Origin of the sequence: Acidisarcina polymorpha (assembly GCF_003330725.1) — a bacterium.
GTDB classification, from domain to species: Bacteria; Acidobacteriota; Terriglobia; order Terriglobales; family Acidobacteriaceae; genus Acidisarcina; species Acidisarcina polymorpha.
The window spans coordinates 2358455-2384877 of sequence record NZ_CP030840.1; the positions used below are offsets into that span (position 1 = coordinate 2358455).

The 26423-nt window shown below is 59.3% G+C and carries 20 protein-coding genes; 12 read left to right on the forward strand and 8 right to left on the reverse strand.

Translation table 11 applies throughout. The features are described 5' to 3' along the window. Nucleotides 1-10 precede the first annotated feature (10 nt). Nucleotides 11-982 (forward strand): D-2-hydroxyacid dehydrogenase, encoded by a 972-nt coding sequence (locus ACPOL_RS10235; protein WP_114206981.1) that lies wholly within the window; start codon nt 11-13, stop codon nt 980-982. Nucleotides 983-1006: 24 nt separating this feature from the next. Here ACPOL_RS10235 and ACPOL_RS10240 read toward each other — a convergent pair whose 3' ends face one another. Further along, nucleotides 1007-2068, reverse strand: coding sequence for an SDR family oxidoreductase (locus ACPOL_RS10240; protein WP_114206982.1), 1062 nt, complete (start codon nt 2066-2068; stop codon nt 1007-1009). Nucleotides 2069-2193: 125 nt separating this feature from the next. Continuing rightward, entirely contained in the window at nt 2194-3252 is a 1059-nt protein-coding gene (locus ACPOL_RS10245; protein ID WP_236657372.1) for an RluA family pseudouridine synthase, read from the reverse strand. Between the two features lie 134 nt (nt 3253-3386). Here ACPOL_RS10245 and ACPOL_RS10250 point away from each other — a divergent pair, with 134 nt between their 5' ends. Next, nucleotides 3387-3752 carry a hypothetical protein gene (locus ACPOL_RS10250; RefSeq protein ID WP_114206984.1) on the forward strand — a complete coding sequence of 122 codons (366 nt, stop codon included), beginning with the start codon at nt 3387-3389 and terminating at the stop codon, nt 3750-3752. Between the two features lie 224 nt (nt 3753-3976). Here ACPOL_RS10250 and ACPOL_RS10255 read toward each other — a convergent pair whose 3' ends face one another. Beyond that, nucleotides 3977-7258: a TonB-dependent receptor gene (locus tag ACPOL_RS10255; protein ID WP_114206985.1), complete on the reverse strand. Its 3282-nt coding sequence runs from the start codon at nt 7256-7258 to the stop codon at nt 3977-3979. A 254-nt stretch (nt 7259-7512) separates the two neighbouring features. On the opposite strand from ACPOL_RS10255, the gene obgE reads away from it, so the two are divergent. Then, nucleotides 7513-8574 (forward strand): GTPase ObgE, encoded by a 1062-nt coding sequence (obgE, locus tag ACPOL_RS10260; RefSeq protein ID WP_114206986.1) that lies wholly within the window; start codon nt 7513-7515, stop codon nt 8572-8574. 72 nt (nt 8575-8646) lie between these two features. Here the strand turns inward: obgE and ACPOL_RS10265 are convergent, their stop codons facing one another. Both ACPOL_RS10265 and namA read right to left on the reverse strand, forming a co-directional pair. After that, nucleotides 8647-9150 carry a MerR family transcriptional regulator gene (locus ACPOL_RS10265; RefSeq protein WP_236657373.1) on the reverse strand — a complete coding sequence of 168 codons (504 nt, stop codon included), beginning with the start codon at nt 9148-9150 and terminating at the stop codon, nt 8647-8649. A gap of 113 nt (nt 9151-9263) precedes the next feature. After that, nucleotides 9264-10382, reverse strand: a complete 1119-nt coding sequence (gene namA, locus ACPOL_RS10270) for an NADPH dehydrogenase NamA (RefSeq protein WP_114206988.1) — start codon at nt 10380-10382, stop codon at nt 9264-9266. 181 nt (nt 10383-10563) lie between these two features. Here namA and ACPOL_RS10275 point away from each other — a divergent pair, with 181 nt between their 5' ends. From ACPOL_RS10275 to msrA, 4 genes are all read left to right on the forward strand, one after another. After that, nucleotides 10564-11169: a hypothetical protein gene (locus ACPOL_RS10275; RefSeq protein ID WP_114206989.1), complete on the forward strand. Its 606-nt coding sequence runs from the start codon at nt 10564-10566 to the stop codon at nt 11167-11169. A gap of 92 nt (nt 11170-11261) precedes the next feature. Beyond that, entirely contained in the window at nt 11262-11939 is a 678-nt protein-coding gene (locus tag ACPOL_RS10280; protein ID WP_150132950.1) for a PhlB family protein, read from the forward strand. Nucleotides 11940-12006: 67 nt separating this feature from the next. Then, nucleotides 12007-13350: an Hsp70 family protein gene (locus ACPOL_RS10285; RefSeq protein WP_114206991.1), complete on the forward strand. Its 1344-nt coding sequence runs from the start codon at nt 12007-12009 to the stop codon at nt 13348-13350. Nucleotides 13351-13553: 203 nt separating this feature from the next. Further along, entirely contained in the window at nt 13554-14240 is a 687-nt protein-coding gene (gene msrA, locus ACPOL_RS10290; RefSeq protein ID WP_114206992.1) for a peptide-methionine (S)-S-oxide reductase MsrA, read from the forward strand. A gap of 117 nt (nt 14241-14357) precedes the next feature. Here msrA and ACPOL_RS10295 read toward each other — a convergent pair whose 3' ends face one another. Beyond that, nucleotides 14358-15512: a tetratricopeptide repeat protein gene (locus tag ACPOL_RS10295; protein ID WP_150132951.1), complete on the reverse strand. Its 1155-nt coding sequence runs from the start codon at nt 15510-15512 to the stop codon at nt 14358-14360. A 489-nt stretch (nt 15513-16001) separates the two neighbouring features. Here ACPOL_RS10295 and ACPOL_RS10300 point away from each other — a divergent pair, with 489 nt between their 5' ends. Continuing rightward, nucleotides 16002-19412, forward strand: coding sequence for an outer membrane beta-barrel protein (locus ACPOL_RS10300; RefSeq protein WP_114206994.1), 3411 nt, complete (start codon nt 16002-16004; stop codon nt 19410-19412). A gap of 112 nt (nt 19413-19524) precedes the next feature. Here the strand turns inward: ACPOL_RS10300 and ACPOL_RS10305 are convergent, their stop codons facing one another. Then, on the reverse strand, nt 19525-20469 hold the full coding sequence (locus ACPOL_RS10305) for an alpha/beta hydrolase (RefSeq protein WP_114206995.1): 945 nt from the start codon (nt 20467-20469) through the stop codon (nt 19525-19527). Between the two features lie 262 nt (nt 20470-20731). Here ACPOL_RS10305 and ACPOL_RS10310 point away from each other — a divergent pair, with 262 nt between their 5' ends. The 4 genes from ACPOL_RS10310 (at nt 20732) to ACPOL_RS10325 (ending at nt 25797) form a co-directional block, all read left to right on the forward strand. After that, nucleotides 20732-22261 (forward strand): glycoside hydrolase family 27 protein, encoded by a 1530-nt coding sequence (locus tag ACPOL_RS10310; RefSeq protein WP_236657374.1) that lies wholly within the window; start codon nt 20732-20734, stop codon nt 22259-22261. Nucleotides 22262-22405: 144 nt separating this feature from the next. Next, nucleotides 22406-23674 (forward strand): nickel-dependent putative hexonate epimerase, encoded by a 1269-nt coding sequence (locus ACPOL_RS10315; RefSeq protein ID WP_114206996.1) that lies wholly within the window; start codon nt 22406-22408, stop codon nt 23672-23674. A gap of 32 nt (nt 23675-23706) precedes the next feature. After that, a complete protein-coding gene (locus tag ACPOL_RS10320) occupies nt 23707-24957 on the forward strand; it encodes a tagaturonate epimerase family protein (RefSeq protein WP_236657375.1) in 1251 nt (416 codons plus the stop codon). A 66-nt stretch (nt 24958-25023) separates the two neighbouring features. Further along, entirely contained in the window at nt 25024-25797 is a 774-nt protein-coding gene (locus ACPOL_RS10325; protein ID WP_114206998.1) for an SDR family NAD(P)-dependent oxidoreductase, read from the forward strand. 19 nt (nt 25798-25816) lie between these two features. Here the strand turns inward: ACPOL_RS10325 and ACPOL_RS10330 are convergent, their stop codons facing one another. Beyond that, nucleotides 25817-26362: a thioesterase family protein gene (locus ACPOL_RS10330; protein ID WP_114206999.1), complete on the reverse strand. Its 546-nt coding sequence runs from the start codon at nt 26360-26362 to the stop codon at nt 25817-25819. Nucleotides 26363-26423 lie beyond the last annotated feature (61 nt).

The following is a 26423-nucleotide window of genomic DNA, read 5'->3' on the forward strand; positions in this document are numbered from 1 at the left end:
GTTTTTTCTTATGGACCAGAATGTCGTTCTAATCGCCGCAAAGTCTTCAGGCCCGCGCCCGGAGCTCCTGACCCCGATCGAAAATGACGCGCGGATTGTGGTGGGTAACAGTCTGGAGGCGTTCGGCGATTCCCTCGCCGAAGCCACCGTGCTGTTCAACTGGTCAGCATCAAAAGAGCTGCTTCGCCAAATCGTCCTCGCCGCCCCAAAGCTGCGCTGGGTGCACTCCCGCAATGCCGGGCTCGACAACATGCTTTTTCCCGAGCTCGTGGAGAGCCCGATTCCCCTCACCAACGGCAGCGGAGTCTTCAGCCCCTCGCTCGGCGAGTTCGCGTTGCTCGCCATGCTCTACTTTGCCAAGGACGTGCCGCGGCTCCGGCGCCAGCAGATTGCCGGACTCTGGAAGCCCTTCGACATGCATCCCATCGAGCGCAAGACGGTTGGGATCGTAGGCTACGGGGACATCGGGCGCGAAGTCGGTTTGCGCGCCAAGGCGATGGGGATGCGGGTCCTGGCTCTGAAACGCCATCTTCCGCAAGCCGGAAGCGACCCTGGACCGGTGGACGCCTTCTATGCGACCAGCCAGCTTGTCGAAATGGCCGGTCTCTGCGATTACCTGGTCGTAGCCGCGCCGCTCACCGCTGAAACCCATCATTTGGTGGGAGAGCAAGTCTTCGCGGCGATGAAATCCGAAGCAGTCGTCGTCAATGTAGGCCGCGGTCCGGTCATCGACGAAGCCGCGCTGGTCCGCGCCCTGAGCGAGGGGCGCATCAAGGGCGCGGGCCTCGATGTCTTCGAGCACGAACCGCTCCCCGGAGACAGCCCGCTCTACAAGCTCGAAAATGTTTTGCTCTCTCCCCACTGCGCCGACAATCACGCCGAGTGGCTCGAGGACGCGGCGCGGTTCTTTATCTCGCAGTATGAGCGTTTTCGCAAAGGCGAATCCCTGCGCAACGTCGTCGACAAAAAGCTCGGCTACTGACAGAGCTTCCTGCCCGCTCTGCTCCTACGCGGGGATGATTCTCCCCTCCCGCAGCCGCGTGAAGACGTCGACGAAAGATAGATAGGTCTCCTGATATTCCTCAAAGCCTGCTTTGCGGCTCTTGGTCATGTCGTTGACGCACTCGACCTCCCGGCCAAGATCGGCATCGGTGTGCCACCAGGAGGCAAGCTTCTCTACCTCTTCCTCGACGAGCCCGTGCTGGCCGGCGATCTCTTTCCAGATCCGGCCCGCATCGCGCATGACTCCTTGAAGAGGTGCGGGAACCTGGCCAGGGCCAACCGCGCGCACACCGAACCACTCTGCCAGTTGCGGCCACAGCCACCGCCACCGGAAGATCTCTCCATTGACGATGTTGAATGCCTGGTTGGCCACCGCTGGCGTGGTGGAAGCCCACTCAAGATGATGGGCCAAAATTCTCGCGTCGGTTACGTCCGTCAGGGCGTTCCATTGAAACTGCGAGCCAGGAAAGACGAACGGCTCACCGGTATGCCGGCAGATGGTCGCATAGACGGCCAGTGTCACCCCCATATTCATGGCATTGCCAAGGGCGTAGCCGATTACTGTGTGCGGACGATGAACGCTCCAGGTGAATCCGTGCCGCTGGGCAGCAGCGTAAAGGATGTCTTCCTGGGTGTAGTAGAAGTTCAGGCCGGGGAGACGCGGTGCATCCTCCCGGAAAGGAGTCTCGGCGGTTGATTGTCCGTAGGACTCGAACGGCCCCAGATAATGCTTGGTACCCGTAACCAGGGCGGCGTGGGCGAGCGATTTGGCGGGCGCGAGCGCGGCGAGCAGATTCTCGACCATCGCCCCGTTCACCCGAACGTTTTCTATTTCAGTTTCCTGTCTGGCCCACGTACAGATAAAAAGATGGCTCACATCTAACGCGGAAAGCGCATCGCGTACCGAGTCGGCATCCTGCAAGTCTGCAATGACGGGCCGAAGACCGGGTAGCGGACGCGGACGCCGCGCCAATCCGTAGACCCCCCAACCCTTGGCAAGCAGATGAGCGGCAAGGTTCTCGCCGGTAATGCCAGTCGCGCCGGCTATCAGGGCAGTTCGATTCATGAGGACTCGCTTTCCGCAGGCGCGACAACATCCACGCCGCGCTCTTCCTTTTAACTAGATTGAGACTTCCTAATTAGAGAGATGCTGCCAGAATGAAGAAGGAGCCATGGCCAGGCTGCTCCGACTCACATCGTGGATTCAATCCTGGCCAGGAAGGCAGTCAGGTCGGCGGGAAGCGGCGATTGCAGCGCAACCGTCTTTCCGGTACGGGGGTGGGCGAATTCCAGTTCCGCCGCGTGAAGGAAATTCCGGTCGAGGGAGACCGATCCAGCCGAGATATCCGGGAGACGCTTGCGGCGCAGGGTCGATGCGGTCGCCAGTGGAATCACCGCGGGAGCGCCATAAAGCTTATCGCCGACTACCGGATGGCCGATCGAGGCCATGTGCACCCGGATCTGGTGGGTGCGACCGGTTTCGATGCGCACCGAGACCAGAGTAAAGCGGCCGAAGCGGGTGTTCAACCGGCGTAGGACCTTGTAGTGAGAGATGGCGGTGCGTCCGGCATCGGAGCGGCGAGTCGTCATGCGGGTGCGGCGCACCACGTCACGGCTCACCGGCGCATTGATGGTCCCGAAATCCTGCTTTAAATCACCATGAACCAGCGCCAGGTAAGTCTTGCTCAGGCTGCGGCTGGAGAACATCTCTGAGAGCGCCTGATGGGTCCGGTCATTCTTGGCGACGATGATGAGGCCGCTGGTCTCCTTGTCGAGGCGATGAACGATGCCCGGCCGCAGTTCGCCGGCAGTGGTCGATAGCGATTGAAAGTGATGCAGAAGCGCGTTTACTAGGGTGCCGCGGTTGCGCGCGTCATCGGTATCGCCGGCGCCCGCGTGCACCATCATTCCGGCCGGCTTGTTGATCACGGCAAGATCCTCGTCCTCAAAGACGATGTCGAGCGGGATCTCTTCAGCTAGAGCGCGGAGCGGCGGAGGCTGCGCTTCGCCGGTGACCACAATCGACTCGGTTCCATGCAGTTTATGGGAGGCTTTCGCCTGCTTCCCGTCGACCACAATGCCGCCCTGATCGAGGAGCAGTTGAATCCGTGACCGGCTGATGCCGTCGAGATGCGTCACCAGGAACTGGTCGAGACGGCGGCCCGCGAACTCGGGAGTGACCTCAAAGCAGCGAACTTCGGGTTCCTCGGCGGGGAGTTCGATTCCCGAAGATGGTACTGTGTCGGCCATAGACATTCCTTCTCAAGACTATCTCCTGTTCCGGCTGCGCAGGTTTTTAATCCAACTTCAGAAGAACCAATCGCCCCGGTAAAACATCATAACGAGGCGGCGTTCTTGATCGCGCAAGGGAGATTGCTGGCGAAATGGCTGAAAAATCAGAAGAACAACCGAAAGACGATCTGCTCCTGGTGGCCCATGTGAGGGCCCGCTTGTTGGGTGGCGAGGTGATTGACCTATTACCCTTCAAACACGAAACCGATGTGCGTGGAGAGGTCAACAGGTTTATCGAAGATTGGGTGAAAACTGGTTTCCTTTTGAAGCAGAACCTGTTGTATCCATGGCATCAAGTGCAGCGGGTGGAGGTGGTGTCGGTACAGATCCTGAACCCGGAGCAGGCCCAGCCATATCTCGAAGTCTGGAAGCTCGACACCGACGGCCAAAAGGACTTCTGGAAGACCCGTCAGCCGCAGGGCAAAAAGGACGGCGAAAAAGAGGGCGGCGCTCACTAGCGCGCCCGGAGAGATCCATATCAGCGAACGATCTGAGGCAGCGCGGATTCAGCGTTTGAAGGGGCGCGGCTTTTCAGCCGTGCGGTAAGTGCAAGCAGTTAAGGGCGGCTTCAACCGCTGGAGGCGAGCGCAATTCAATCAAAGCTTCCCCAGTGAACTGCCTAATGCTTTCCTGTCAACACGAGAACCGCTGGACGCAGCTTCGGAAAATACCTAAACCACCCTCAGAACGTGAGCCGAACGGCGAGTTGAATCTGCCGCTCCCGGTAGAGATTGCTGCTATTGCTATTGGTAACGGTGCCGAAGCCAGGCTGGTATGTGAGCCGAGGCAAGCTGGCCGGGGAGACCGCTCCGTCGATCAGGTAGCCGGAAGTGTTGACGCTGGTGACATTTTGATGGTTGAGCAAGTTGAATGACTCTCCCATCAATTCGAGATCGCTGCGCTCCGTGATTTTGAACGATTTCGCCGCACGCACATCGAGATTGCAGACGGACGGATAGCGGTAAGTATTGCGACCTATCTCTGCGATTCGATTGTCGCCGCCGGAGCCGTTGATGCTCGCTCCTAAACCGCTAAGTGTCTCGACCCTATCGACCGTGTCCACGTATTTGGTCGATGGTACTGAGCCGGTCGTTCGCAGCGAGTAAGGAAGGCCGGTGCGCAGCTCGACTATCGGGGCCAGCGAGTAGCCATTCAGGATCTCGCCTTTCCATCCATGCACCCTCCAGGGCGTTTTGAGAATGGCATGACCGGTGAGGCGCTGCCGGATGTCGAAGTTGGATATGCCGTATTCCAGTCCGAAATTCGATGGATCGAGAATGTCGTTGTTGTCCGCGAAGGTCGTTGAGTTCTGATTAAAATCGACCGCCTGCGAGTAGGTGTAAGTCGCATGGAGCTCGCCGGCTCGTCCCAGACTGTGAGTCAACTTGACCATGCCTGCTTCGTAGCGGGAGTTAGTCTCAGTAAAAATGTCCGTAAGTTGGCTGTAATCGGGATTGATCCGGCTGGTGTAAAGAGCGGTCGTATAAGTCTTACCCTTTAGAGGTCCTTTTCCAGTTGAATCATCGACAGTGTAGGTAATGGTCTGCGCTTGACTTAGATCGATATTGTGATCGATGAAGTTGGGTAGCTTGCGGCCTAGCGAAACCAGCAGGCTGATCGTCAGCTCGGTTCTAAAACCTAACTGCTGACCTAAGGATAGTTCCATCTCCTGTACCACCGGATCACGCGTTCGCGGATCGAAGTAGACCACATTTGGTTGGTTCGAGAATGGCGGCTCGGCGGTAAAGACGTGAGGAAAAGGCGGCGCGCCCTGATCTACCGGCTTGAAGTAGTAGTTGCGCTGCGACGCCGCTGAGCCAGTTTCTGTAAGAGCGGCGAAGGCGGTGGAGTTCACGATCCGCCCATAATAGAGGCCATACCCTGCGCGTAGAACAGTGTTTCCATGACCAAAGACGTCCCAGGCGATACCCACCCGCGGCGCGATGTTTCTGCGAATTTGCGGCAGCACGCGGGTCTCCGGAATGGCTGGGTTGAGCAGCGCCTGGGGAGGATTGGGTAGCTGTTGATACTCCTCGCGCAGGCCCAGGGAGAAAGTCAAGTTATGAAATAGCTTCCATTCATCCTGAAGATAAGCGGCGTAGTCGTTGGTGGTGAAACGGAAGATAGATGGTCCTAAGGCCTGGGTAGCATATTCATAACAAGGAAGACGGCCGACGCCAGCATCTCCTGCGTCGCAATGGCTTGGCGCATATAAGTCGGATGTGAAATTGAGCACATTCGTATAGAGATAGCTTCCGGTGCCGTTGTAGAGGTTATTGGTGTTATCGATAACATGACTGAAGTCGTAGCCTACCTTCCAGGAGTGCTTTCCATGAACCCAGCTTACCGTGTCGACGAACTGCGAGCGAAGCTCGTCCGGATACGCGGCCCGGTTCAGAAAAGAAGGTTTGCCAAAGGTAAAGCCATAACTGCTGCTGGCGATCGAGATCTGCGGGGAGAAACCCTGCACATTGTTGGCGAAGGGCGCTTCAAAGGGCGTCGGCGTTTGTGCGAACTCCGATTCGAAGTCGCGGCCTAGCTGATAGCGCGCCTCATTGAGCAGATTGGCGGTAAGGAAGTAGTTCCAACGCACGATTCCCCAGTCTTCCGAGACGAAGTCATTGCCGAAGCTCGCAATTCCATAGTTATTGGAAGCTTGTGTTTGCACCCCGGCGGGTGAGTTCCAGCGCATGTGGTTGTACTGGAAGATCAAGTGATTGCGGTCATTCAGGTCCCAATCGATCTTGGGGAAGAGGATGTATTGATCGGCGGTTCGCGGTACCGGTCCAAGCATCGAGTCGAGGCCGGCAAGGACCGTGTTGTAATCGGCGAGCGCCGCGGCGGAGTTGGTTTGAAGCCGCGCGGCCAACACGTCCAGCTGCTGCGCTGAAGGTAGATTGAAGAGTTTGAGGGCGGTTCCGGAGCGTGCGTCGGCGGTGCGCGCGACTCCGGGGAAGTTCCGCTTGTATTGGTCATAGGCGAAAAACCAGAAGACTTTGTCCCGCTTCACCGGGCCGCCAATCCCCGCGCCCCATTGTTTGCGCCAATCCACCGGCTGGAATGGAGTGGTGGCATAGCTTCCATCGGCGAGACGCTGGGTTAGCGTGGTGAATGGATTAGTCGCGCCCCAGGCGTTGTCGCGATCGTAGAAGAATGCCTGGCCGTGGAACTGATTGCCGCCAGAGCGGGTCACAGTGTTGACGACGCCCCCCGCCGCCCGGCCATACTCCGCGGCGTAGTTCGAGGTGTTTACCTGAAACTCCTGGACCGCCGCCTGGGTGGTCGAATAGCCGATGCGTGTGCGGCCCCGCTCTTCGGAGAAGAAGGCCTGGTTGTTATCCACGCCATCGATGGTGTTGTTGTTGAGCAGCACGCTGATGCCGCGAAAGCTGAGCAGGCCATAACCATTCTGATCCGGAGTGACGCCTTCAGTTTGAAGGGCGAAGTTGGACCAGCGGCGGCCATTGCTTGGCAGGTTCTCGAGAGCGGTGTTGCTGAGGTTGGTGGTGATGGCGGCCGAGGTTGTATCCAGACCCGGCACCTCGGAGCGGACCAGCACCGTATCCTGCCGGCCGGCCACGGCGAGGCGGGGAAAAATGGTGGTGATGCGGCCGACCTCGATCTCGACCGAGTCGGCCCGCCAGGCGGCGAAGTTGGCCGCCGACGCCTCAACCGCATAGCTGGCAGGACTCAGACCTGGGATCTCGAAGCTGCCCGAAGCATCCGTCGTGGCCGTGCGTTGCTGGCCCGTCTCCGGATCAGTCGCAACCAAGCGAACTCCGGGTATGGCGCGCTGCTGGCTATCGGTGACCGTCCCGGACAACGCTCCACTGGTGGTCGACTGGGGTTGTGCCACTCGGGGCGCGAGCAGCATAAATATGACCGCAACGCAGCCGAGATACAATCGGGGCGCCCCCAGCCAGATGGCGGAGATGCAAGGCAAAGCGAACCATCGTGACGCCATTGGAGTCTCTCCGCAGCAACACAGTCAACGCGCGATCGAGCCCCCTTCAGGCGCAAGGATGCCGCCTTTGGGGGTAGATCGCGCACGCTCAGCAGCATTTCAGCCGAGAAGCGAGGTATCGAGAACATTTGGGAAATTGGGTGAAGCATACTCCATTGGCTACACTAAAGAAAGGCAGAAAAATGGAAACGCCGGAGTGTGCAAGCGAAAGACGCCCGAGTTGCACTGGTTGAGAAGGGCGCAATGAGGAAGAAATGTTTGTCGATGAAGCAAAGATCAAGGTAAAAGCCGGCGACGGGGGCAATGGATGCGTGGCCTTTCGCCGGGAGAAATTCGTGCCCCGCGGCGGACCTTCGGGCGGCGACGGCGGGCGCGGTGGCGACGTGATTATGGAGTCGAGCGAACGCCACAACACGCTCATTCACTTCCGCTACAACCCCGAGCACAAGGCAGAGCGCGGCAAGCATGGGGAAGGCTCCAACTGCACGGGCCGCGAGGGCGCCGACATCATTTTGAAGGTCCCGGTGGGCACCGCCGTCTATGACGACGAGACTGGAGAACTGGTCCACGATTTTCGCCAGCCGGACGAGCGCATCATCGCCGCCAAGGGTGGTCGCGGCGGACGCGGCAATCAGCATTTTGCCACTTCGACCCACCAGGCGCCGCGCGAACACGAACCCGGCCGCACTGGCGAAGAACGGGTCTACCGCCTCGAATTGAAGCTGCTCGCGGATGTCGGCCTGGTGGGTTATCCCAATGTGGGAAAGTCGACCCTGATCTCCAGAATTTCAGCAGCCAAGCCGAAAATCGCCGACTATCCCTTTACCACCCTCGAACCGAACCTGGGTGTGGTGTCGGTGGGCGAAGCTCCCCATGAGGAGAGCTATGTGGTCGCTGACATTCCCGGACTGATCGAGGGCGCGCATCTCGGCGCCGGTCTAGGGGTGCAGTTTCTCCGTCACATCGAGCGCACGCGGGTTCTGGTGCATCTCGTCGATGTCTCCGACGCCAGCGGGCGCCCTGACCCGGTCGCCGATTTTAAAGTCATCCAGGGAGAGCTGAAGAGCTTCGGTCACGGACTCGATGAAAAGCCGATGCTGGTAGTCGCCTCCAAGGCCGATGTCGCTAATCCGGAGAAGCTGAAGAAGCTGCAAAGTATGGCGAAGCGGCGCAAGCTGCCGTTTTATGCCATCTCGGCGGTCAGCGGACTAGGGGTGGACGCACTGAAGTATGCGGTTGGCGAACAGGTCCACAATCTCCGCGAGCGGGAGATTCTCTTACGAGAGAAGCCTGAAGAGGCGGCCCTGCTGGGATAAGTGCATTTTCCGAGGCATCCCAGACCCCGGGCAGAGATCCCCACGTTGCTTCCTTCCGAGTTTGGGTGGCGGCTATAGCTCGAAGAGCCCGGTGGGCTTTTCCGCGGGCCTTGTGGATCGGCCGGGGCGAGTGCGAGGGGAGCCGATTGGGGAAGCAAGGATTCCGGCCAGCTCGCGCAGCTCTTTCTTCACTTTGGAGAGCGCCGCGTCGGCGTGATTGGAGCTCGCTACAGCGAGGGGTAACTCGGGCGCGGAATTCTTCTTGCGGAACTCCCGGGCCTCGGTTTGAAAGACCTGACGCGCCCCGGGAATGGTATAGCCCTGGTCGTAAAGCAGGCGCTTGATGCGCAGGCACATCTCCACGTCGCGCCTGCGATAGAGGCGCTGGCCAGTGCCGCCCTTATTCGGCTTGAGCTGTTGGAATTCGGTTTCCCAGAAGCGCAGAACGTAGGCCGGTACCTCGCAGATGCGGGCGACCTCACCAATCCGGAAATAGAGCTTGTCCGGAATTTCAGACGGAGCGGTGCGCCGTTGCTGGGAAGTGGGAATCGGCATCATGGGCCACAAAGGGGGCACGGGCGGCTGATTCCGTTGCCCTTCCACCAAAGTATAGGCCCCCTCGATGTAAATTCGTCCCTGTTCTTATGGTGCAAAACAGGGACAAATCTCCGGCATCGGCGCTGCCTGGTCTACTTCTCCGCAGCCGGCTTCCGTTCTGCAGAGCCGGCCGGCGCGGCGCGAAGATACTGTGGCGGCCAGGAGGTCACGTCGTGAAGATCCTGCGCAGCGTGCAACGCCCAGTAGGGGTCGCGCAGAAATTCTCTGGCTACGAAGATCAGGTCGGCCTGGCTGGTCTGGAGAATGTGCTCCGCCTGCGCTCCGCTGGTGATCATTCCTACGGTGCCGGTGGGGATCTGCACCTGCTTCCTTATCTGATTCGCGAATTCCGTCTGGTACCCAGGGCCGGCGGGGATTCTGACTCCGGGAACCAGACCGCCCGAGGAGACATCGATCAGGTCGACGCCGCGCGTCTTCAATAGCTTCGCCAGAGCAATCGATTGGTGCAGGTCCCAGCCACCGCTCTCGGCCCAGTCGGTAGCCGAGATCCGCACGAAGAGCGGCCGGTCGAGCGGCCAGACCTCCCGAACAGCGTCTACCACCTGGATCAGGAAGCGGGCGCGGTTCTCGAAACTCCCACCATATTCATCGGTGCGGTGGTTGCTCAGTGGCGACAGGAACTCATGCAGAAGGTAGCCGTGCGCTGCATGAATCTCGACCACATCGAAGTTCGCCTGAAGCGCGCGCCGGGTGGCATCCTGGAAGGCCTGGACCAGCTGCTTGATGCGGTTGACTTCGAGAGCCGCCGGTTTCGCATAGGCGTCGGAGAAGGGTATTGCGCTCGGAGCCAGCACATCATCCCAACCGCCCTCGCTCACGGGTTTTACGCGCTCTTGTCCTTCCCAGGGACGGCTCATGCTTGCCTTCCGGCCAGCGTGCGCGAGTTGAATCCCGGTCTTCGCCCCCTGGTTATGAAGGAACTCGACGATTCGCTTCCACTCGGAGACATGCTCGTCTTTCCAGAAACCGAGGTCCTGCGGAGTGATGCGGCCTTCGGGAGAGACGGCCGCGGCCTCGGTAAAGACCAGACCGGCGCCGCCAACCGCGCGGCTCCCGAGGTGGACGAAATGCCAATCATTGGCGAAGCCATCGACAGAGGAGTATTCGCACATCGGCGAGACGACGATGCGGTTTGGGAAGGTAATGCCAGCCAGGGTGAACGGGGAGAAGAGTGCCGAACTATAAGTCATCTATGGTCGAACCTGTCCCTTCGGCGCGAAAAGTCTTTCCGCGCGCGGATTCCTCACGTAAGCTTGTCGCCTACTGATTCACCTCATGAGATGCCCAAGCAACCGAATAGTCGCGGCGGCTGCGATTCGGAACGGAAGCATCTCTGGTTGCGTAATTCAACAAAGCAGGAGCCGTCAGCCCATGAAAGCGACAAGCAGACTCGGACCTAATATTCTTCTACTCCTGGTTTTCTCTACTCTTTGCGCCGGCTGTACGGTTTCCGTCGATAAGTCCAAGGACGGCCAGGAAAATAACGTCAAGGTCGATACCCCGCTGGGGGGCGTCCACGTCAATTCAAACGGCACCAGCGCCGCTGATGTTGGATTGCCGGTCTACCCGGGAGCGAAGCTGTGGTCGAAGAAGGACGGCGACAAGCCTGCCGACATCCGCGTTGGCTTTGGCGAGTGGCAGTTCCGCCTCAAGGTGGTGAAGTATCAGAGCTCCGACCCGGCGGAGAGCATTCTGACGTTTTACAAGAAAGCTTTAGGCCGGTATGGCGATGTCATCGCATGTAACGGCCAAGCAGTTGTCGGCACGCCGACCATGACTCATGAGGGGCTCACCTGCGACGAATCCACGAATCATCCGCAGGTCAACATGGATGCCACTGAGTCGCTCAAGGCGGGTTCAAAACATCATCAGCACATTGTGGGCATTGAGAAGCATGACGGCCCGGGAACGGTATTCAGCCTGGTGGAGATCGACCTTCCTGGCTCGGTCGATAGCAGTAAGCAGGTGAGCAACTAGACTCCGGGTTCCAAGTTCCACGAAGTTTAGACGCGAAGCATTTGCGGGGTGCGAATTGCTTCGCCTGTTGCAGTGGGGTACCTTCAAAGGAGATGGAAAAAGCCTGTCACCGGTGCGGTTCGGCCCTCGCTCCACCAGAGTATTTCTGCCCCAACTGTGGCGCGCCGCAGTTGCTCTATGAAGCGGATGGCGAGAGTCCAAGCAGTGCACCCAATGCGGGAGAGCTGATCCCAAGGAATATTCAGTGGAAGACGGCCATCGGCGCGGCTGTGACCTTTGCGGTGCCAGTCGGCTTGCTGTGTTCCTCGGTCGTACCCCTGCTTTCGAGCGGGTGTTGTCTGTGGGTGGTCGGTGGTGCGGTGGCCGCGGTCGGCCTTTACCAGCGGCGGGCCGCGAGCCGGTTGCTGACCCGGCCGATCGGCATCCAGATTGGAACGATCATTGGAGTCCTGGCTGCTTTCGTGGCCAGCGCCTTCAACGCCGGCTCCATGGTCTTCGAGCGTTACATTCTCCATGGCGGGGAGGCGATGGAGAAGGCTTTCCAATCCAGCATGGAACAAGGCTCGGCGATGGCCGCGCAGTTTATCTCCGCTCCTCCCGCCCAGGCGAAAGAGGCCCTGCATTTCTGGACCTCGCCGGATGGGCGGGCTGCTGCCACGTTGCTGACCGCGTTGATGACTTCAATCGGCATCACCGTCTTCTCGATGATCGGCGGAGCGCTCGGCACTCGCATCTTTTCCGGACGCAATCCCTCTTTGCGGAATTCCTGATTCCGCACGATCGTTTTCCGCTCGACCTGGTTCGCTCCAGACGCCAAGATACGAAACAATAGGTGGGATGGAGCCTGCTCAGGATCGGCAAACCTTCGTCGGTATCGACTTCGGAACGACCAACAGTTCGATTGCGATTTCAACCGGCGATTCTCAAACCCAACTTATTTCTTTTCCCAACCGCATCCAGTTTGGCGGCGAAACGACCTTTTCTTATCGTTCGGTCCTCTACATGGACCAGGGGAAGGAGTCCGGAAAGGTGCGGACGCACTCATGGACCGGTCCCGCCGCGATTGAACACTATCTGGCGGCCGAAGAGAAGGGCCGTTTCATTCAATCCTTGAAGTCGCATCTTTCGAGTCGCACGCTTACCGGCACGGCGATCTTTGGGAGGCACTACAATCTCGAAGTTTTGATTTCGCGCATCCTCGCCGACCTGCGCCAACACGCGGAGCGGCAACTCGGCTCCCCGATCCGCAGGGCTATGGTGGGCCGGCCGGTCCGGTTTGTGGGAGCGGAGAATGAGCAGGACGATGGCTTTGCGCTGGAGCGGCTTCGACTGGCCTTTGAGACTGCCGGTTACGAGACTGTCGACTTTGAGATGGAGCCGATAGCCGCCGCCTATGCTTATGGCTCGACGCTCGACCACGACGAACTCATCCTCATCGGCGACTTCGGTGGCGGCACCAGCGATTTTTCACTGCTGACGGTCGGCCCCGAGATCCGGCGCCGCGGCCGAAAACCGGGCGACCTGCTCGGCAGCCTGGGCCTGGGATTGGCGGGCGACGCATTCGATGCGCGGATCATCCGCAAGCTGGTCTCGCCCGCCCTGGGCGCGGACTCCCTGGCGCGCTCCCTCAAGAAAGTGCTGCCTGCGGTGCCTGCCTGGATCTATGCCAACCTCGAGCGCTGGCATTACCTCTCATTCCTGCGCACCAGGAACGTCACCGAGATTCTAAAGAGCGCCCACGCCCGGGCCCTGGAACCGGAGAAGATCGAAGCTCTCATTAACCTGATTGAAGAGGACCTTGGCTATCAGCTTCATCAAGCGGTGCAACGCGTGAAGGTCGAGCTGTCACAACACCAGGCAGCCAAGTTCAGCTTTCGCGATGGCAGCATGGACCTGGAAATCGCCGTGACCCGGGCGGAGTTCGAAAGCTGGATCGCCGATGAACTACTCGCCATTGAGAACTGCGTCGCGGCGCTCTTCAAGACCTCGGGCGTCGACATGCGCGAGGTCGACCGCGTCTTCCTTACTGGCGGAACCTCCTTCGTGCCTGCGGTGCGAAGTATCTTTGAACGGGGATTAGGCGAGCGGGGATTCGGCAAGGATCGAGTCCGAACCGGAGAGGCGTTTACCTCCGTCGCCCGTGGACTTGCGCTGCGCGCCGAAGAACTGGGGACTTCGTAGGGAGTCTCTAATTCTGTTGGCGAGTTGCCTTTGTCCAGGATGGCGAGAGTTGTTCGACCCTGACACGCAGGACTAGAGCGGAAGGTCTCGCTCTCCGGACGATTTGACCCTGTCGACGGCTTCATGTAACTTTCGCTACGATTGGGCCTCTAATGGTTGCAGACGCTTTCGCTTCCGGATGATTCTGCGGTAGGAGAAATCAAATGTTGAGCTCGTTCAATCGTGCCATCTCACTGCTTTTGGTCTTGACCGGATTCGTTGGTTGCGGTCTGGTCAACGCCGCGCCTAGCGCGCCAGTCCCGCCACCCTCCACTGATGTTCCCCTCGCGAGCGTACCCACCGCGGAAGGTGCAGTTTTTGCCGGGGGTTGCTTCTGGGGCACCCAGGCGGTCTTCGAGCGAGTGAAGGGGGTTACGACGACCACGGTTGGTTACTCGGGTGGCTCCGCTGCGACCGCGACCTATGATCAGGTCACGACCGAAACTACTGGCCACGCTGAGTCAGTCCACGTGGTCTACGATGCTTCGAAGATTACTTACGGGCAATTACTGAGGATTTTCTTCTCCGTGGCCCATGACCCGACCCAGAAAGACCGGCAGGGGCCGGATGTCGGGACCTCGTATCGCTCGGTCATCTTCTACGCAAACGACGAACAGAAACGGCTGGCCGAGGCTTATATCGCGCAGCTCAATGCTGCCGGGACTTTCGGAAAGAAGAAGATCGCGACCCAGGTGGTTCCATTGAAGGCCTTCTACAAGGCCGAGGACTATCACCAGGACTATGCGCTGAAGAACCCGGGCAATCCCTATATCGAAGTCTGCGACCGGCCCAAGATTGCGGCCCTGAAGCAGGAGTTTCCGGAACTCTTCATGGACTATAAAGGCCACTGAGGATCCGAGACGAGGGAGAGTTGACGGTCGGTTGCTGTAGTACAGATCAGTGGAAACTCGGACCCTCCACTTCGTTCAGGGTGACGGGAGTTTGTTGCCAGTTCTAAACTTACGGCACTAGCCGGGAGGCGTGGTCTGCTTCCCGGCCTGGGTCCGCTGCTTCTCTCGTAACTGCGCACTTAGAGCGCGCTGCTTTGCGCCTTCAGCGGGACGTCCTGCCTGATTGAGCGCCGTCCCTAGAATGTAGTGGGCTTCGGCATCGTTGGGATCGAGCTTCGTCGCCTGCTCCAAGGGAGCAATCGCGGCGGCCGGTTGCTCGAGCGCAATCTTTGCTTGTCCTAACGCGAGCAACGCGTCCCGGTAGGCGGGGTTCACTGTCAGGGCGGCTTCGAGATATACGACCGCCTCGGCGGGATGGTTGCGCTTGCTCAGAATGCGTCCCAGGGTGCAGTTGGCGATGGGGTCTTTGGGATACCGTTCCAGCTCCAGCCGAAATTCGCGTTCGGCCGCATCCAGGTTATCGTTCCGCCAGAAGATGACACCGAGACCGGTGTGAATTCCCGGATAGTGAGGATCGACCGCCGCCGCCGCCTGAAATTCCTTAATGGCTTCGTCTTCACGAAAGAGCTTATCGTCGGCCATCGCCAGCATCACATGGGCCTCGGCCGAGTTAGGGTCGATCGCCATAATCTGGCTGAAGACCTCGGTTGCGCCCGAATAGTTTTTCGTCCGCATGTAGGCTTTGCCAAGGATATCCAGGGTGTGGAGATCGTTCGGCTGCAACTGATGCGCGGCGGCGAGATACTTGGCGGCCTCTTCGTAGCGATCGAGGGCGAAGAGGTCGAGACCGGTAAGATCGAGCGCCTGATAGCTCGAAGTCTCTTGCGCGAAAGCGGTCAGCAGGGGCAGCGCCAGTTGATACTTCTGCGCGCGAAAGTATGCGACGCCGAGATTGCGTTTGGTTACGGGGTCGCCCGGCTTAAGTTGCAAGGCGCGTTCGTAGAGGCCAATCGCTTCGGCCTCGCGCTGCTGGCGGGCGAGCGCGATAGCGAGGTTATTGAGCAAAGGCACGGAGTCGGGATCCAGCTTGAGCGCTTCGCGGAAGGCGAGTTCGGCGGCTGCATAGTCCCCCCTTTGTAAGGCCGCCGATCCGGCTGACACCGCGGCCTGCAGAGTGTCCTGGCCCATACCCCCGGCTGGTGCGGCGGCGATCGGCGCGATGCCGACCAGCCAGATCAGCGCCACTGCCATCCTGCGTTGACGCGGCGTCATCAACTTGGGCTCCTCAAGGGGATGGTTGAAGGGGATGGTTGCGATCCTCGTTGCGGCCGGGTTCGGCAACTGCTTTGGTTGTCGAATGCCACGCTCCAGAATAGCTGTCTGCCCGGCGCAGAATCGAGTAGTTATCTGTTTATCCCTGTTTATCTATACATACAGAACGACATTAAGATCGGAACAAAAGATCGGCGAGCTTTGCTCTTATGAGGGTTGCAATGTCTATCTCCGGGAGGTTAATTTTGTTGACAAACAGTTAGGATGTAAATAATTTTATTGAAACGTTCTAATATGTCAGCTCATCGAGCATCTGGAACCAGCTATCTCCTGCTAATTGTTCTACGACAAGGCGGCGATCGCTAACCGTTCCTGGCATACGTTTTGACACTTTCTCAAGGTGTCTTTAGCCCTCCCGGGCCCGATAGTTCGCCTGTCAGTAAGCACTATAACGAACCGTTTCACACCTTCTTCGATTGAGGCCATTCGATGAAAACGCGTTTTTGTTGGTTACTTCTCTTGGCAATCCTTCTTTCCTCCTCCACCATTCTGCTCGCCCAGGAACTCGCCGCCAGCTTGACCGGTAACGTCACCGACCCCTCGGGCGCTGTTATATCCGGCGCGACCGTCACCATCTCCAACACCGGAATCAAAGGCGATACGAGGACCGCGACGTCCGACAGGAGTGGCAGCTATACCGTCACGAACCTCTCGCCGGGAACGTACACCATCACCGTCACGGCGCCCGGCTTCGAAACGTTCACCGCCCCGAACGTTACCGTTTTCGTTGCCCAGAAGCGCACGGTCAACGCGCAGCTCTCCCCCGGCTCGATCGACCAGACCGTCACCGTACAGACAAATACGGTCGCTATCGAGACCTCAAGCAGTGAGCAGGCCGGCACGGTGAGCGGCACCCAGGTGCGGGAGCTCGAGCTTAGCAACCGCAACTTCGAGCAACTCGTCACCCTGCAGCCCGGCGTGGTCAGCGGCCTGGGCGATGAAACCGGCTTCGGATTGAATAACACCACCGCGCTATCGGTGAACGGCGCCCGGAGCAGTTCCAACAACTGGAGCGTGGATGGTGCCGACATCAACGACAGCGGCTCGAATACCACCCTGCTCAACGTCCCCAGCGTTGACGCCATTCAGGAGTTCACTCTGGAACGCGGCTCCTATGACGCCGGTTACGGACGCAGCGGCGGCGGACAGGTCCTGGTCGCGACCAAGCAGGGAACCAGCCAATTCCATGGCGATGTTTACGAGTTCGTCCGCAATAACATCTTCAATGCGAATACTTACTTCGGCAATCAGACGGGCACACCGCGCGGGATCGAGCGGTACAACAACTATGGCTTTACCCTGGGCGGTCCGCTTTACATTCCGAAGGTCTATAACGAAAGCCGAACGAAGACATTTTTCTTCTGGTCGGAAGAGTGGCGCAAGGTCAGCTCGCCGACGACCAATAGCGTGACCGCGCCCACTACGGCGCAATTGAATGGCATCGTCTCCGGCCAGGTAACGGGAGCGCCGGCCGGTTGCGTCACCTACGACGCAGCGACTAACGAAAGCACGATCAGCCCGGCCTGCTACAGCAAGAATGCTTCGGTCTATCTCACCAACGTCTTCGACCAGTTTCCGGCCAACAGCGGCGGCAACAATGTTTCGACCTTCTCGTCGCTGAACAATGTCCGGCAGGACATCGTGCGCATCGACCATAACTTTACCGACAAGATCCATTTCTTCGGGCGGGCCATTCAGGATGAGACCCCAGAGAACTTTCCGACTGGTCTTTTTGCGGGTTCGAACTATCCCGGCCTGGTGAACACTTCGGTGAATGCGCCTGGCGAGAACGTGGTTGGCAATCTCACTTATGCGATCACGCCTAACATTGTGAACGAAGCCGAATTTGCCTATTCGCAAGGCGCGATCAATGCTTCGTTGACCGGCGTCGCCAACTCGCCTTCGGTATATAGCTCGCTCACCAACAACTTCGCGTATATAGACCCGTACGGACGCGTCCCCAGTATTACCTTTACCGGTGGCACCATCACCGGTCTGAACCAGGGGAGCGCTCCGTATAACGAACGTAATCTCGACCGCACCTTCTTCGACAATCTCTCTCTTACTAGAGGCAAGCACACGGTGCGCGTCGGATACAGCGTTTCGCAAATGCTGAAGACGGAAAATGCTTCAGAAGGCGCACCCAGCTTCAACTTCAATACCTGGCAGGATTTTCTGCTCGGCAATGTCAGCACCTATTCGCAGGCCAGCCGCGATATCATTCCCGACCTTCACTACATCAACATGGAAGCCTACGGCCAGGACGACTGGAAGGTAAATCGGCGGCTGACCCTGAACCTCGGTCTGCGCTGGAGTTACTTTCCCTCTCCGACCGACGTGAAGAATACACTGAACAACTTTGTTCCGAGCCTCTATAACCCAGCTGCCGCTCCCGCCATCGACGCCGGCGGCAACTTTGTCGCCGGACAAGCGATCACTCCCGCGACCTACACGAATGGGCTCATCTTCCCCGCCGGCTCGGCCTGCACTCAAGCCCAGGCCATCTCGCCGCAGGTCACGTGCTCTCCCTACGGCGGTCGGGTCAATCCGAATTCGAACCTCAACTTTGGACCGCGCGTAGGGTTCGCGCTCGATGTCTTCGGCAACAGCAAGACGTCGCTCCGCGGCGGCTTCGGTACTTTCTATGACCGCACCTTGAACGGGATCTGGGAACAGAATGCTTTCACCGATCCTCCGCTGGTTCAAACGGCGACGGTCAACAACACCAGCTTTGACAACCCCTTGGCAGGGACCTCGGCGGTCTCGCTCGGGCCAAACCGCCTGACTACTACCGGTACGCCTAGTTTCAAGGTGCCGTCTTACGCCGACTACAACCTCTCAGTACAGCAAGAGGTCGAGCCAGGCACGGTGCTCGAAATCGCCTATGTCGGTTCGACGGGACGTCACCTGCTCGGGGAACTCGACCTGAATCAACCCACCCTCGCCGCCCGGGCCGCCAATCCAACCGTTAACGTCAATGCGGTCAGGCCTTACTTGGGATACTCCTACTTCGAAGCGCGTATTCCCGGCTTCACGAGCAACTACAGCTCGCTGCAGGTGACCGTGAACCATCGCGTCACTCGCGGCCTTACCGCCGGTATCGCCTATACCTGGTCAAAGATTCTAACCACCCAGGCGAACGATCGAGGCGGCGCCAATACCGACACCTACAATCCAAAGCTGGATTACGGTCCCTCTTCGTCCAGCTCCAACAACACCACCGGCAATACACCTCAAGTCTTCATTGCCAACTATGTCTACCAACTGCCGTTCTTCGCGGAACAGCATGGATGGACCGGACACATTCTGGGTGGATGGGAAGTCTCCGGAATCACCACCTTCGAATCCGGAAAGTCGACGACCGTAACTCAAGCCGCCGATCCCTTCGCCTGTACGGTCAATGGGGCCAATACCACCGGACTAGACCCCAACGCCTGCGAGGCTGGAAGCGCCGCAGGCACCTACCCCGGCGGCCTCGGCATCAGCACGCCGAATGCGGATATTGCTCCTCGCGCCGACTTGATCTCGAATATCAAGCTCACCAAGACGCAGGCACAGTGGTTCACCACTTCGTCTTTTGCTCCCGCAGTCGGCCATTTCGGCTCCGCCCGCAACGGCATCTTCCTCGGACCCGGCTATGAGAACTGGGACCTTGGAGCGATCAAGAATATCCAACTCAGCGAGCGCTTCAAGTTCCAATTCCGCGGCGAGTTCTTCAACGCCTTCAACCACACCAACTTCTCGGCAGTCGATACCGGGCTGAACGACACCAGCTTCGGTCAAATCACCGCAACCCATCTGCCCCGCCGCATTCAACTCGGGGCCAAGCTGTACTTCTAGCAACTTTCGATTGAGAAAAGACGCAAACTTCTTGCTGCGGCGCTATCGGCGCCGCAGCATTTTTCTTTTATTTTCACGCGGTCAGGAATTCGATCGCGGTTGCGCTTTCGCTCTAAGCCGCCGGCTCCCGCTTCTCAATGCCCTCGCCGACCGGTCCCTGGTGATGCAGTTCTCGATTAAGCCAGACAATCATTTGCCGCTCCCAATCCGGGTCGCCGGGAAGCTTGTACCAGCCGCCGGTGCCATGATGTCCGCCAGGAATTCGAATGATTTCTGAGCTCACCCCGACGTTCTTCAGAGCGGCATCGAGATTGGTCGCCTCGGTAAATGGAATGTACTCATCCTTATCTCCCAGGATCTGCAGAAATGGGGGCGCGTGCTTCGATACATACGTGATCGGAGACGCCGCGCGCAGCGCGGCTGCCTCACCCTCCTTCTGAATCAGCGGGTCGAGCAGCGCATGAACGTTGGCGTTGAGCGGAACGGTGGCGAAGCTGCTCTGCGCAAAGAGTGTCACCACGGCCTGCACCTCAGAGCTTTCGCGGTCTACGGGGTCGGCCGCGTGCGGGTCGCCCTTCTCGCCTCGCAGCCCCGCCATGTTGCTCAGAAAGCCGCCAGCCGATCCGCCGACCAGAGCAATCTCGTTCGGCTCGGCATTCCAGCGTTTTGCGTTGTAGCGCAAGTAGCGAATGGCTCGTTGAACATCCTCGACCATCGCCGGATAGGGGTACTTCGGGGCCAGACGATAGTTGATGGCGAAGACGGCGTAGCCCGCTGGCGCCAGGAAGTCGGCGCAATACGCCTCGCTCCCATTACGGCTGGTCCCACCGATGTAGCCGCCGCCATGAATGATGATCGCGATGGGATGGGGGCCGTCGCCCTTGGGCGCGTAGTAATCCATCGTCAAGGGCTCGCCACTCGCCTCTCCATACACCAGGTTGCTGTCCGTCGGCGTACGCGTGTTCTGCGCCAGCAGAGCAGGAGATGGCGGGGCAGGAGACAGCAGAACCAGACACAGGCCGGCGAACAGGATCAGCTTAGATTTAGGGGTCATCATGAAGGCATCGTGCTCCTCTTGGGGAGAGTGTGGCAAGCCCGGACGCGACGGGCGGTTCGATCATTCGGCGCCCATCAGGAACGCCGATGCAATCGTATACAATCCCTCTTGCTTCCACATTGGACGGTTTTGCGGTGGCTAATCATTAGTGCACGGTAGTCGAAGAGCAGCCGCAAGATCACGGCGGCTCGCGACGATCATGCCTTTTCCGTGCTCCACATCAACACACATCATGTGGAGGGGGCGAGAGAAGAGAGGGATCATGCAGAGAAACCGATTTGTTAGAGAGTGGGCGGCTGCCAACGCTCTGATCATCGCTGTACTCGCCGCGGGGTCGATGCTGTCGCAAGCCGCATTCGCGCAGACGCTCGCAGGCAAATGGGCCGCTACTGACCGCGTCATGGATAACGGCGAGCCGCACAAGATGGTCCTCGATCTGCAGCAATCCGGCGACAAGATCAGCGGAACTCTGGCCACGAACAGCAACTCGATTGCCCTGAACGGCACGGCGACGGGAAAGCATTTCGAGTTATTCAGCGCGCGGGACCCTAAGAAGCCATTCCTGGTGGGCGACCTGAATGGCGGTGAGCTACACCTTGTCATTCGCGACCGGGATACGGTGGTGGCCAAGCCGGCGACCGCAGCCGATGAAATCCCCAAGGTTGAGTACATCGAGCCGCCAACATCGCTGCACACCGTTGCTTCGAATGGATTGGCTAAAACGCCGCCCATGGGTTGGAACAGCTGGAACAAGTTCGCGGGCAAGATCGATGACGCAACTGTACGGGCCATCGCGGATGCCATGGTGTCGAGCGGCATGCGGGACGCCGGCTACATCTATGTGAATATCGACGACACCTGGCAAGGAGTGCGTGACGCTCAGGGAGTCTTGCAGCCGAACCACAAATTTCCCGACATGAAGGCGCTGTCGGACTATGTGCATTCGAAGGGGCTGAAGCTGGGCATCTACTCCTCGCCCGGGCCGCGGACCTGCGCCGGCTACCCTGGCAGCTATGGACACGAAGAGCTCGATGCGAAGACCTGGGCCGGCTGGGGCATCGATTACGTGAAGTACGACTGGTGCAGCGCGAGGACCATCTACAAAGAGTCGGATCTGCATGCCGTCTATCAGAAGATGGGAGACGCGCTGGCGGCGAGCGGCCGTCCGATGGTCTTTAGCCTTTGCGAGTACGGATGGGGCCAGGTAGAGAAATGGGGTCCCGAAGTCGGCGGCAACCTGTGGCGGACAACCGGCGACATCCGTGACGAGTGGTCGAGCATGATCGAGAACGTCGAGAAGCAAGTGCCCACCGCACCATACGCGGGCCCCGGCCGCTGGAACGACCCCGATATGCTCGAAGTCGGGAACGGGCACATGACCGATGACGAATACCGCACCCACATGAGTCTGTGGGCGCTGGTCGCGTCTCCTTTACTCGCGGGCAACGACATTCGCGATATGTCGAGCGAGACCAAAGCAATCTTGTTGAACAAGGAAGTGATCGCAATCGATCAGGACGCATTAGGCAAACAAGCCTCGCCGGTCAAGAGCGGCGATCTCGAAACCTGGATCAAGCCGCTGGCCGATGGCAGTGTCGCCGTCGGTGTTGTCAACCTCGGATCCTCCTCGGCCGCCGCAACCGTCAAGGCAAGGGATCTAGGACTCACCGGCGAGGTCAAAACAGCCCGGGATGTCTGGTCTCACACTGATGTCAGCTTCAAAGGAAACACCTACACCGCTACCCTACCCAGTCACGGTGCACTCTTATTGCGAGTCTCCGCAGGGAAGTAGGGCCTCAAGCCGCCAGGGGTTGCCAAAAGCTATGCTGGAATTCAACCTCCCCAAGTTCAGGTTTATCCTGATCCAGACCGGTATGTTTCGCAAGCGCCCACAATGCGCCTGCCGCTCCCGGATTCTTCAAGGGGAGTTGGCAAAATGAGTCTTTATTGCGCCATTGGCAGCCCCACGACCGAGTTATCGTCACAGCAACTGCAAGCTTTGCTCTCTGAAGGCCTAGCCAAGCTCGGAGAGCGCCGCCGCGTGCTGGCTGTGCCTCCCGACGAGACCCGCTCCCATTCACGGGCCGGCGAACTGACCCGCTACGTCTGGGACTATTTCGGCGACCGGCTGCAGGCGATTCTTCCCGCGCTCGGCACCCACTCGGCCATGCGGCCCGAACAGCTCGACCGCATGTTCACTGGCGTTCCTCATGAGTTGTTCCGCGTCCATCATTGGCGAACCGATATCGAGACGCTTGGGGAGGTTCCGGCGGAATTTATCCGCGAGCAGTCCGAAGGCAAGCTCGAGTATTCCTGGCCGGCGCAGGTCAACACGCTGATCACGCGCGGCGGATTCGATCTGGTGCTGTCGATCGGGCAGGTCGTCCCACATGAAGTAATTGGGATGGCCAACTACAACAAAAATATTTTGATCGGGACCGGCGGCGGAGAAGGTATCAACCGCAGTCACTATCTTGGCGCCGTCTACGGCATGGAGCGCATCATGGGACGCGCCGACAACCCGGTGCGCGCCGTGCTCAACTATGCGTCCGACCACTTTCTAGGGGGATTGCCCATCGTCTATGTTCTCACCGTCGTCGGCCGCGCGGAGGATGGACGACTCGCGGTGCGCGGGCTCTTCATCGGCGACGATGCGGAGTGTTTCTACCGCGCCGCCGAGTTGAGCCTCAAGGTCAACTTCGAGGTGCTCGAGGAGCCGATCCGGAAGGCGGTCGTCTTTCTCGATCCACATGAATTTCACAGTACCTGGCTGGGCAACAAAGCCGTCTATCGAACCCGCATGGCACTGGCCGATGGCGCGGAGCTGATCATTCTGGCTCCCGGCGTCAAGGAGTTTGGCGAGGACAAGACGATCGACGCGCTGATCCGGAAGTACGGATATCACGGAACTCCAGCGACGGTTGCGGCGGTGAAGGCAAATCCCGATCTCGCCAACGAACTAAGTGCCGCGGCGCATCTCATTCACGGCTCCTCCGAAGGCCGTTTCACGATCACCTGGTGCCCCGGCCATCTCACCCGGGAGGAAGTTGAAGGCGTTGGCTTTGAGTATCGTGATCTCAAAACCATGCTCTCTCGCTACAATCCAGAGAGACTCCAGCACGGCTACAACCGAGTCGACGGAGAAGACGTTTTCTTTATCGCCAACCCCGGGCTGGGTTTGTGGGCGTACCGCGATAAGTTGTGAAATGAGGGACATCTAGAATGGCAAGTGGAGCAATGAAGCTTAGCAAATATTCCATCGGAACCGGCGACCGGTTCGGGCATCAGGCAAAGGCGCAGTTGCAAGCGTGCGTCCAGGCGCTCGACCGCGGGACCGAGATAGCGCCTGTCTGGAACAAGTCGAATCGCGAACACACCATCATCGGGTCGGAGCCGGATTCAACTCGACGCGCGGCCGATGAGGCGGTCCAAGCACTGCATTGGGAAAAGGCTTACTTCTGCGACGCCGACCATATCACTCTCCAGACCGTGGAACGGTATCTCGCGCCATGCGATTTCTACACCATCGACGTTGCCGATGCGATCGGCAAGCCCGCGCCTGCCGCGGCGATCGAGGCCTTTGTCAAACGTCACCCCGAGCTGCTGGGTCAGATTCAGTTGGAGGGCATTGAGGAAAGCTTCGCAATTACACCCGAAGACCTGCAGCAGACTGGTGAAAAATTTCTAGCGGCAGTGAAACAGGCGGGCGAGGTCTATCGCAAGATCGAGGGTGCGAAGGGCAAAGGCAACTTCGTTCCCGAAGTCTCGATGGACGAGACCGACCGCGCGCAAAGTCCGGTTGAGCTGCTGATCATTCTCGCGGCCATTGCCGACGAGGGCATCCCGATTCAAACGATTGCTCCCAAGTTCAGCGGCCGGTTCAACAAGGGAGTGGATTATGTCGGCAACGTAGGCCAGTTCGAACGCGAGATGGCGCTCGATATAGCGGCCATCGCCTACGCGGTACGCCAGTACGGATTGCCCGAAAATCTCAAACTGAGCGTGCATTCCGGCAGCGACAAGTTCTCGATTTATCCGGCGATACGCGCGAACATGCAGCGGTTCGATGCAGGCGTCCACCTGAAAACCGCCGGGACCACATGGCTAGAAGAGCTCATTGGCCTGGCCGAGTCGGGCGGCGATGGCCTGGCCCTGGCCAAGGAGATTTATGCGGAGGCTTTCGCACACCGCGAAGAGCTGTGCGCGCCGTACGCGACGGTGATCGACATCGATCCAGCGAAGCTGCCGTCGCCGCAGGAGGTTGCGGGATGGTCTTCGGAGCAGTACACGTCGGCGCTGCGCCATGTCCCGAACTCTGCGGCTTATAACAGCAGCTTCCGGCAACTGCTTCATGTCGGCTTCAAGGTAGCTGCCAAGCTAGGCCGCCGATATCTTGATCTGCTCGAAGCCAACGAGGCGATCATCGCTCGGAATGTGACGGAGAATCTCTACGACCGGCACATCGTTCCCGTCTTCCTGGGCAAGTAGCCCGGGACAATGTTTCTAGAGAATGCCGGCCGCCGGTAGTATCGCCTTAAACGTAATGGAGAAAGAATGACCGACATTTTTAGCCTTCACGGAAAAACCGCGGTAGTCCTCGGCGGCACCTCCGGTATTGGCCGCACGTTGAGTCTGGGCCTGGCCGATGCCGGGGCCGATGTCATCGCCTCGGCCAGGCGGCAGCAGCAGGTGGAGGAGACGGCCGACGAGATCGAGCAGCGCGGACGCAAGAGCCTGCGCCTGACTGCCGACATGAGCGATCGCGGCTCGCTCGAAAGGCTGCTCGCTGCTACTCTCGATGCTTTTGGAGACGTGCACATCCTCATCAACTGTGCCGGAAGGATCAAGCGCACGCCGACCCTTACGATGCCTGAAGACGAGTGGGCAAGCATTATCGACACCAACCTGACCGGGACGCTGCGTTCCTGCCAGATCTTTGGCGCACATATGCTGGAGCGCGGCTACGGGCGCATCGTCAACATCGCTTCGCTGAACAGCTTTGTCGCGCTCAACGAAGTCGCCGCTTATGCTGCCAGCAAGTCAGGGGTCGTCTCGCTGACGCGTTCGCTTGCGGTTGAGTGGTCCCGACAGGGGGTTACGGTGAACGCGATCGCTCCCGGCGTCTTCCGCACTGCGCTGAATGCCGACCTGCTGGATAACACTCCGCGCGGCAAGGAGCTGCTCATGCGGACCCCGATGGGCCGCTTCGGCAAGACGGAAGAGCTGGTCGGCGCAGCGGTGTATCTCGCCTCCGACGCCTCGTCCTTTGTAACCGGGCAGACCTTGGTCGTCGACGGAGGCTTCCTGGCCAGCGGAGTCAACCAGTAGAGCCGAGTCGCTTCGATGCTCAGGCTTGCTTCCCGTTGAGTTTCTCCCTGGTCAAGTCATTCCAAGCAACCATCGATGCGGAGACCGGCGGCGACTCGGCTCCTTTCTGGACGAGGTCGACGATCGACTGCGGGGCGATATTGCTGCCGCGTTCCTGAAAGAGTGCTTTGACCCAGGCGGTCGAGGCGAGTCCTTCGCGGGAGCGGATGATCTGCTCCGTGTAGAACCAGCGTTCGTCCCAACACAGCGTGCGGGTGCTAAGCGTGAAGCCGGCCCACAGCGGCAGCGAACGCCGGTAAACGATATCGATCGACCCGACGAGCGGCGTCCAGCGGCGGCGTATGGCGAGGTCGAGGATGCCGGCGGCGGCGAGCATGTGGATGCGGCCGTAATCCATGCAGGTGAGGAAGCGGGAGTTGTTGAGATGAAAATTGAAGTCGATGTCGTTCGGCCATACCCGCATGCGGACCTGGTCCTCGTCGAGTACGCCGATTCGCGGCAGGGGACGAAGACGCTGCCGCAGGGCGAGCAGGGGGATGCGGACAAAACTGTTGATGTGGGCCACGTTGCAGTGTAGTTCAGGGGTGTTCAGAGCGGTGGTCAGTCATGGGCGGATTCAGACCAGC

Coding starts and splice junctions, on each gene's coding strand:
- ACPOL_RS10250 (WP_114206984.1), top strand. CDS start 3,387: ATGGCTGAAAAATCAGAAGAACAACCGAAAGACGATCTGCTCCTGGTG.
- ACPOL_RS10310 (WP_236657374.1), top strand. CDS start 20,732: ATGCAGAGAAACCGATTTGTTAGAGAGTGGGCGGCTGCCAACGCTCTG.
- msrA (WP_114206992.1), top strand. CDS start 13,554: ATGTTGAGCTCGTTCAATCGTGCCATCTCACTGCTTTTGGTCTTGACC.
- ACPOL_RS10275 (WP_114206989.1), top strand. CDS start 10,564: ATGAAAGCGACAAGCAGACTCGGACCTAATATTCTTCTACTCCTGGTT.
- ACPOL_RS10240 (WP_114206982.1), bottom strand. CDS start 2,068: ATGAATCGAACTGCCCTGATAGCCGGCGCGACTGGCATTACCGGCGAG.
- ACPOL_RS10305 (WP_114206995.1), bottom strand. CDS start 20,469: ATGATGACCCCTAAATCTAAGCTGATCCTGTTCGCCGGCCTGTGTCTG.
- ACPOL_RS10295 (WP_150132951.1), bottom strand. CDS start 15,512: ATGACGCCGCGTCAACGCAGGATGGCAGTGGCGCTGATCTGGCTGGTC.
- ACPOL_RS10245 (WP_236657372.1), bottom strand. CDS start 3,252: ATGGCCGACACAGTACCATCTTCGGGAATCGAACTCCCCGCCGAGGAA.
- ACPOL_RS10235 (WP_114206981.1), top strand. CDS start 11: ATGGACCAGAATGTCGTTCTAATCGCCGCAAAGTCTTCAGGCCCGCGC.
- ACPOL_RS10280 (WP_150132950.1), top strand. CDS start 11,262: ATGGAAAAAGCCTGTCACCGGTGCGGTTCGGCCCTCGCTCCACCAGAG.
- ACPOL_RS10325 (WP_114206998.1), top strand. CDS start 25,024: ATGACCGACATTTTTAGCCTTCACGGAAAAACCGCGGTAGTCCTCGGC.
- ACPOL_RS10320 (WP_236657375.1), top strand. CDS start 23,707: ATGAAGCTTAGCAAATATTCCATCGGAACCGGCGACCGGTTCGGGCAT.
- ACPOL_RS10315 (WP_114206996.1), top strand. CDS start 22,406: ATGAGTCTTTATTGCGCCATTGGCAGCCCCACGACCGAGTTATCGTCA.
- ACPOL_RS10285 (WP_114206991.1), top strand. CDS start 12,007: ATGGAGCCTGCTCAGGATCGGCAAACCTTCGTCGGTATCGACTTCGGA.
- obgE (WP_114206986.1), top strand. CDS start 7,513: ATGTTTGTCGATGAAGCAAAGATCAAGGTAAAAGCCGGCGACGGGGGC.
- namA (WP_114206988.1), bottom strand. CDS start 10,382: ATGACTTATAGTTCGGCACTCTTCTCCCCGTTCACCCTGGCTGGCATT.
- ACPOL_RS10255 (WP_114206985.1), bottom strand. CDS start 7,258: ATGGCGTCACGATGGTTCGCTTTGCCTTGCATCTCCGCCATCTGGCTG.
- ACPOL_RS10300 (WP_114206994.1), top strand. CDS start 16,002: ATGAAAACGCGTTTTTGTTGGTTACTTCTCTTGGCAATCCTTCTTTCC.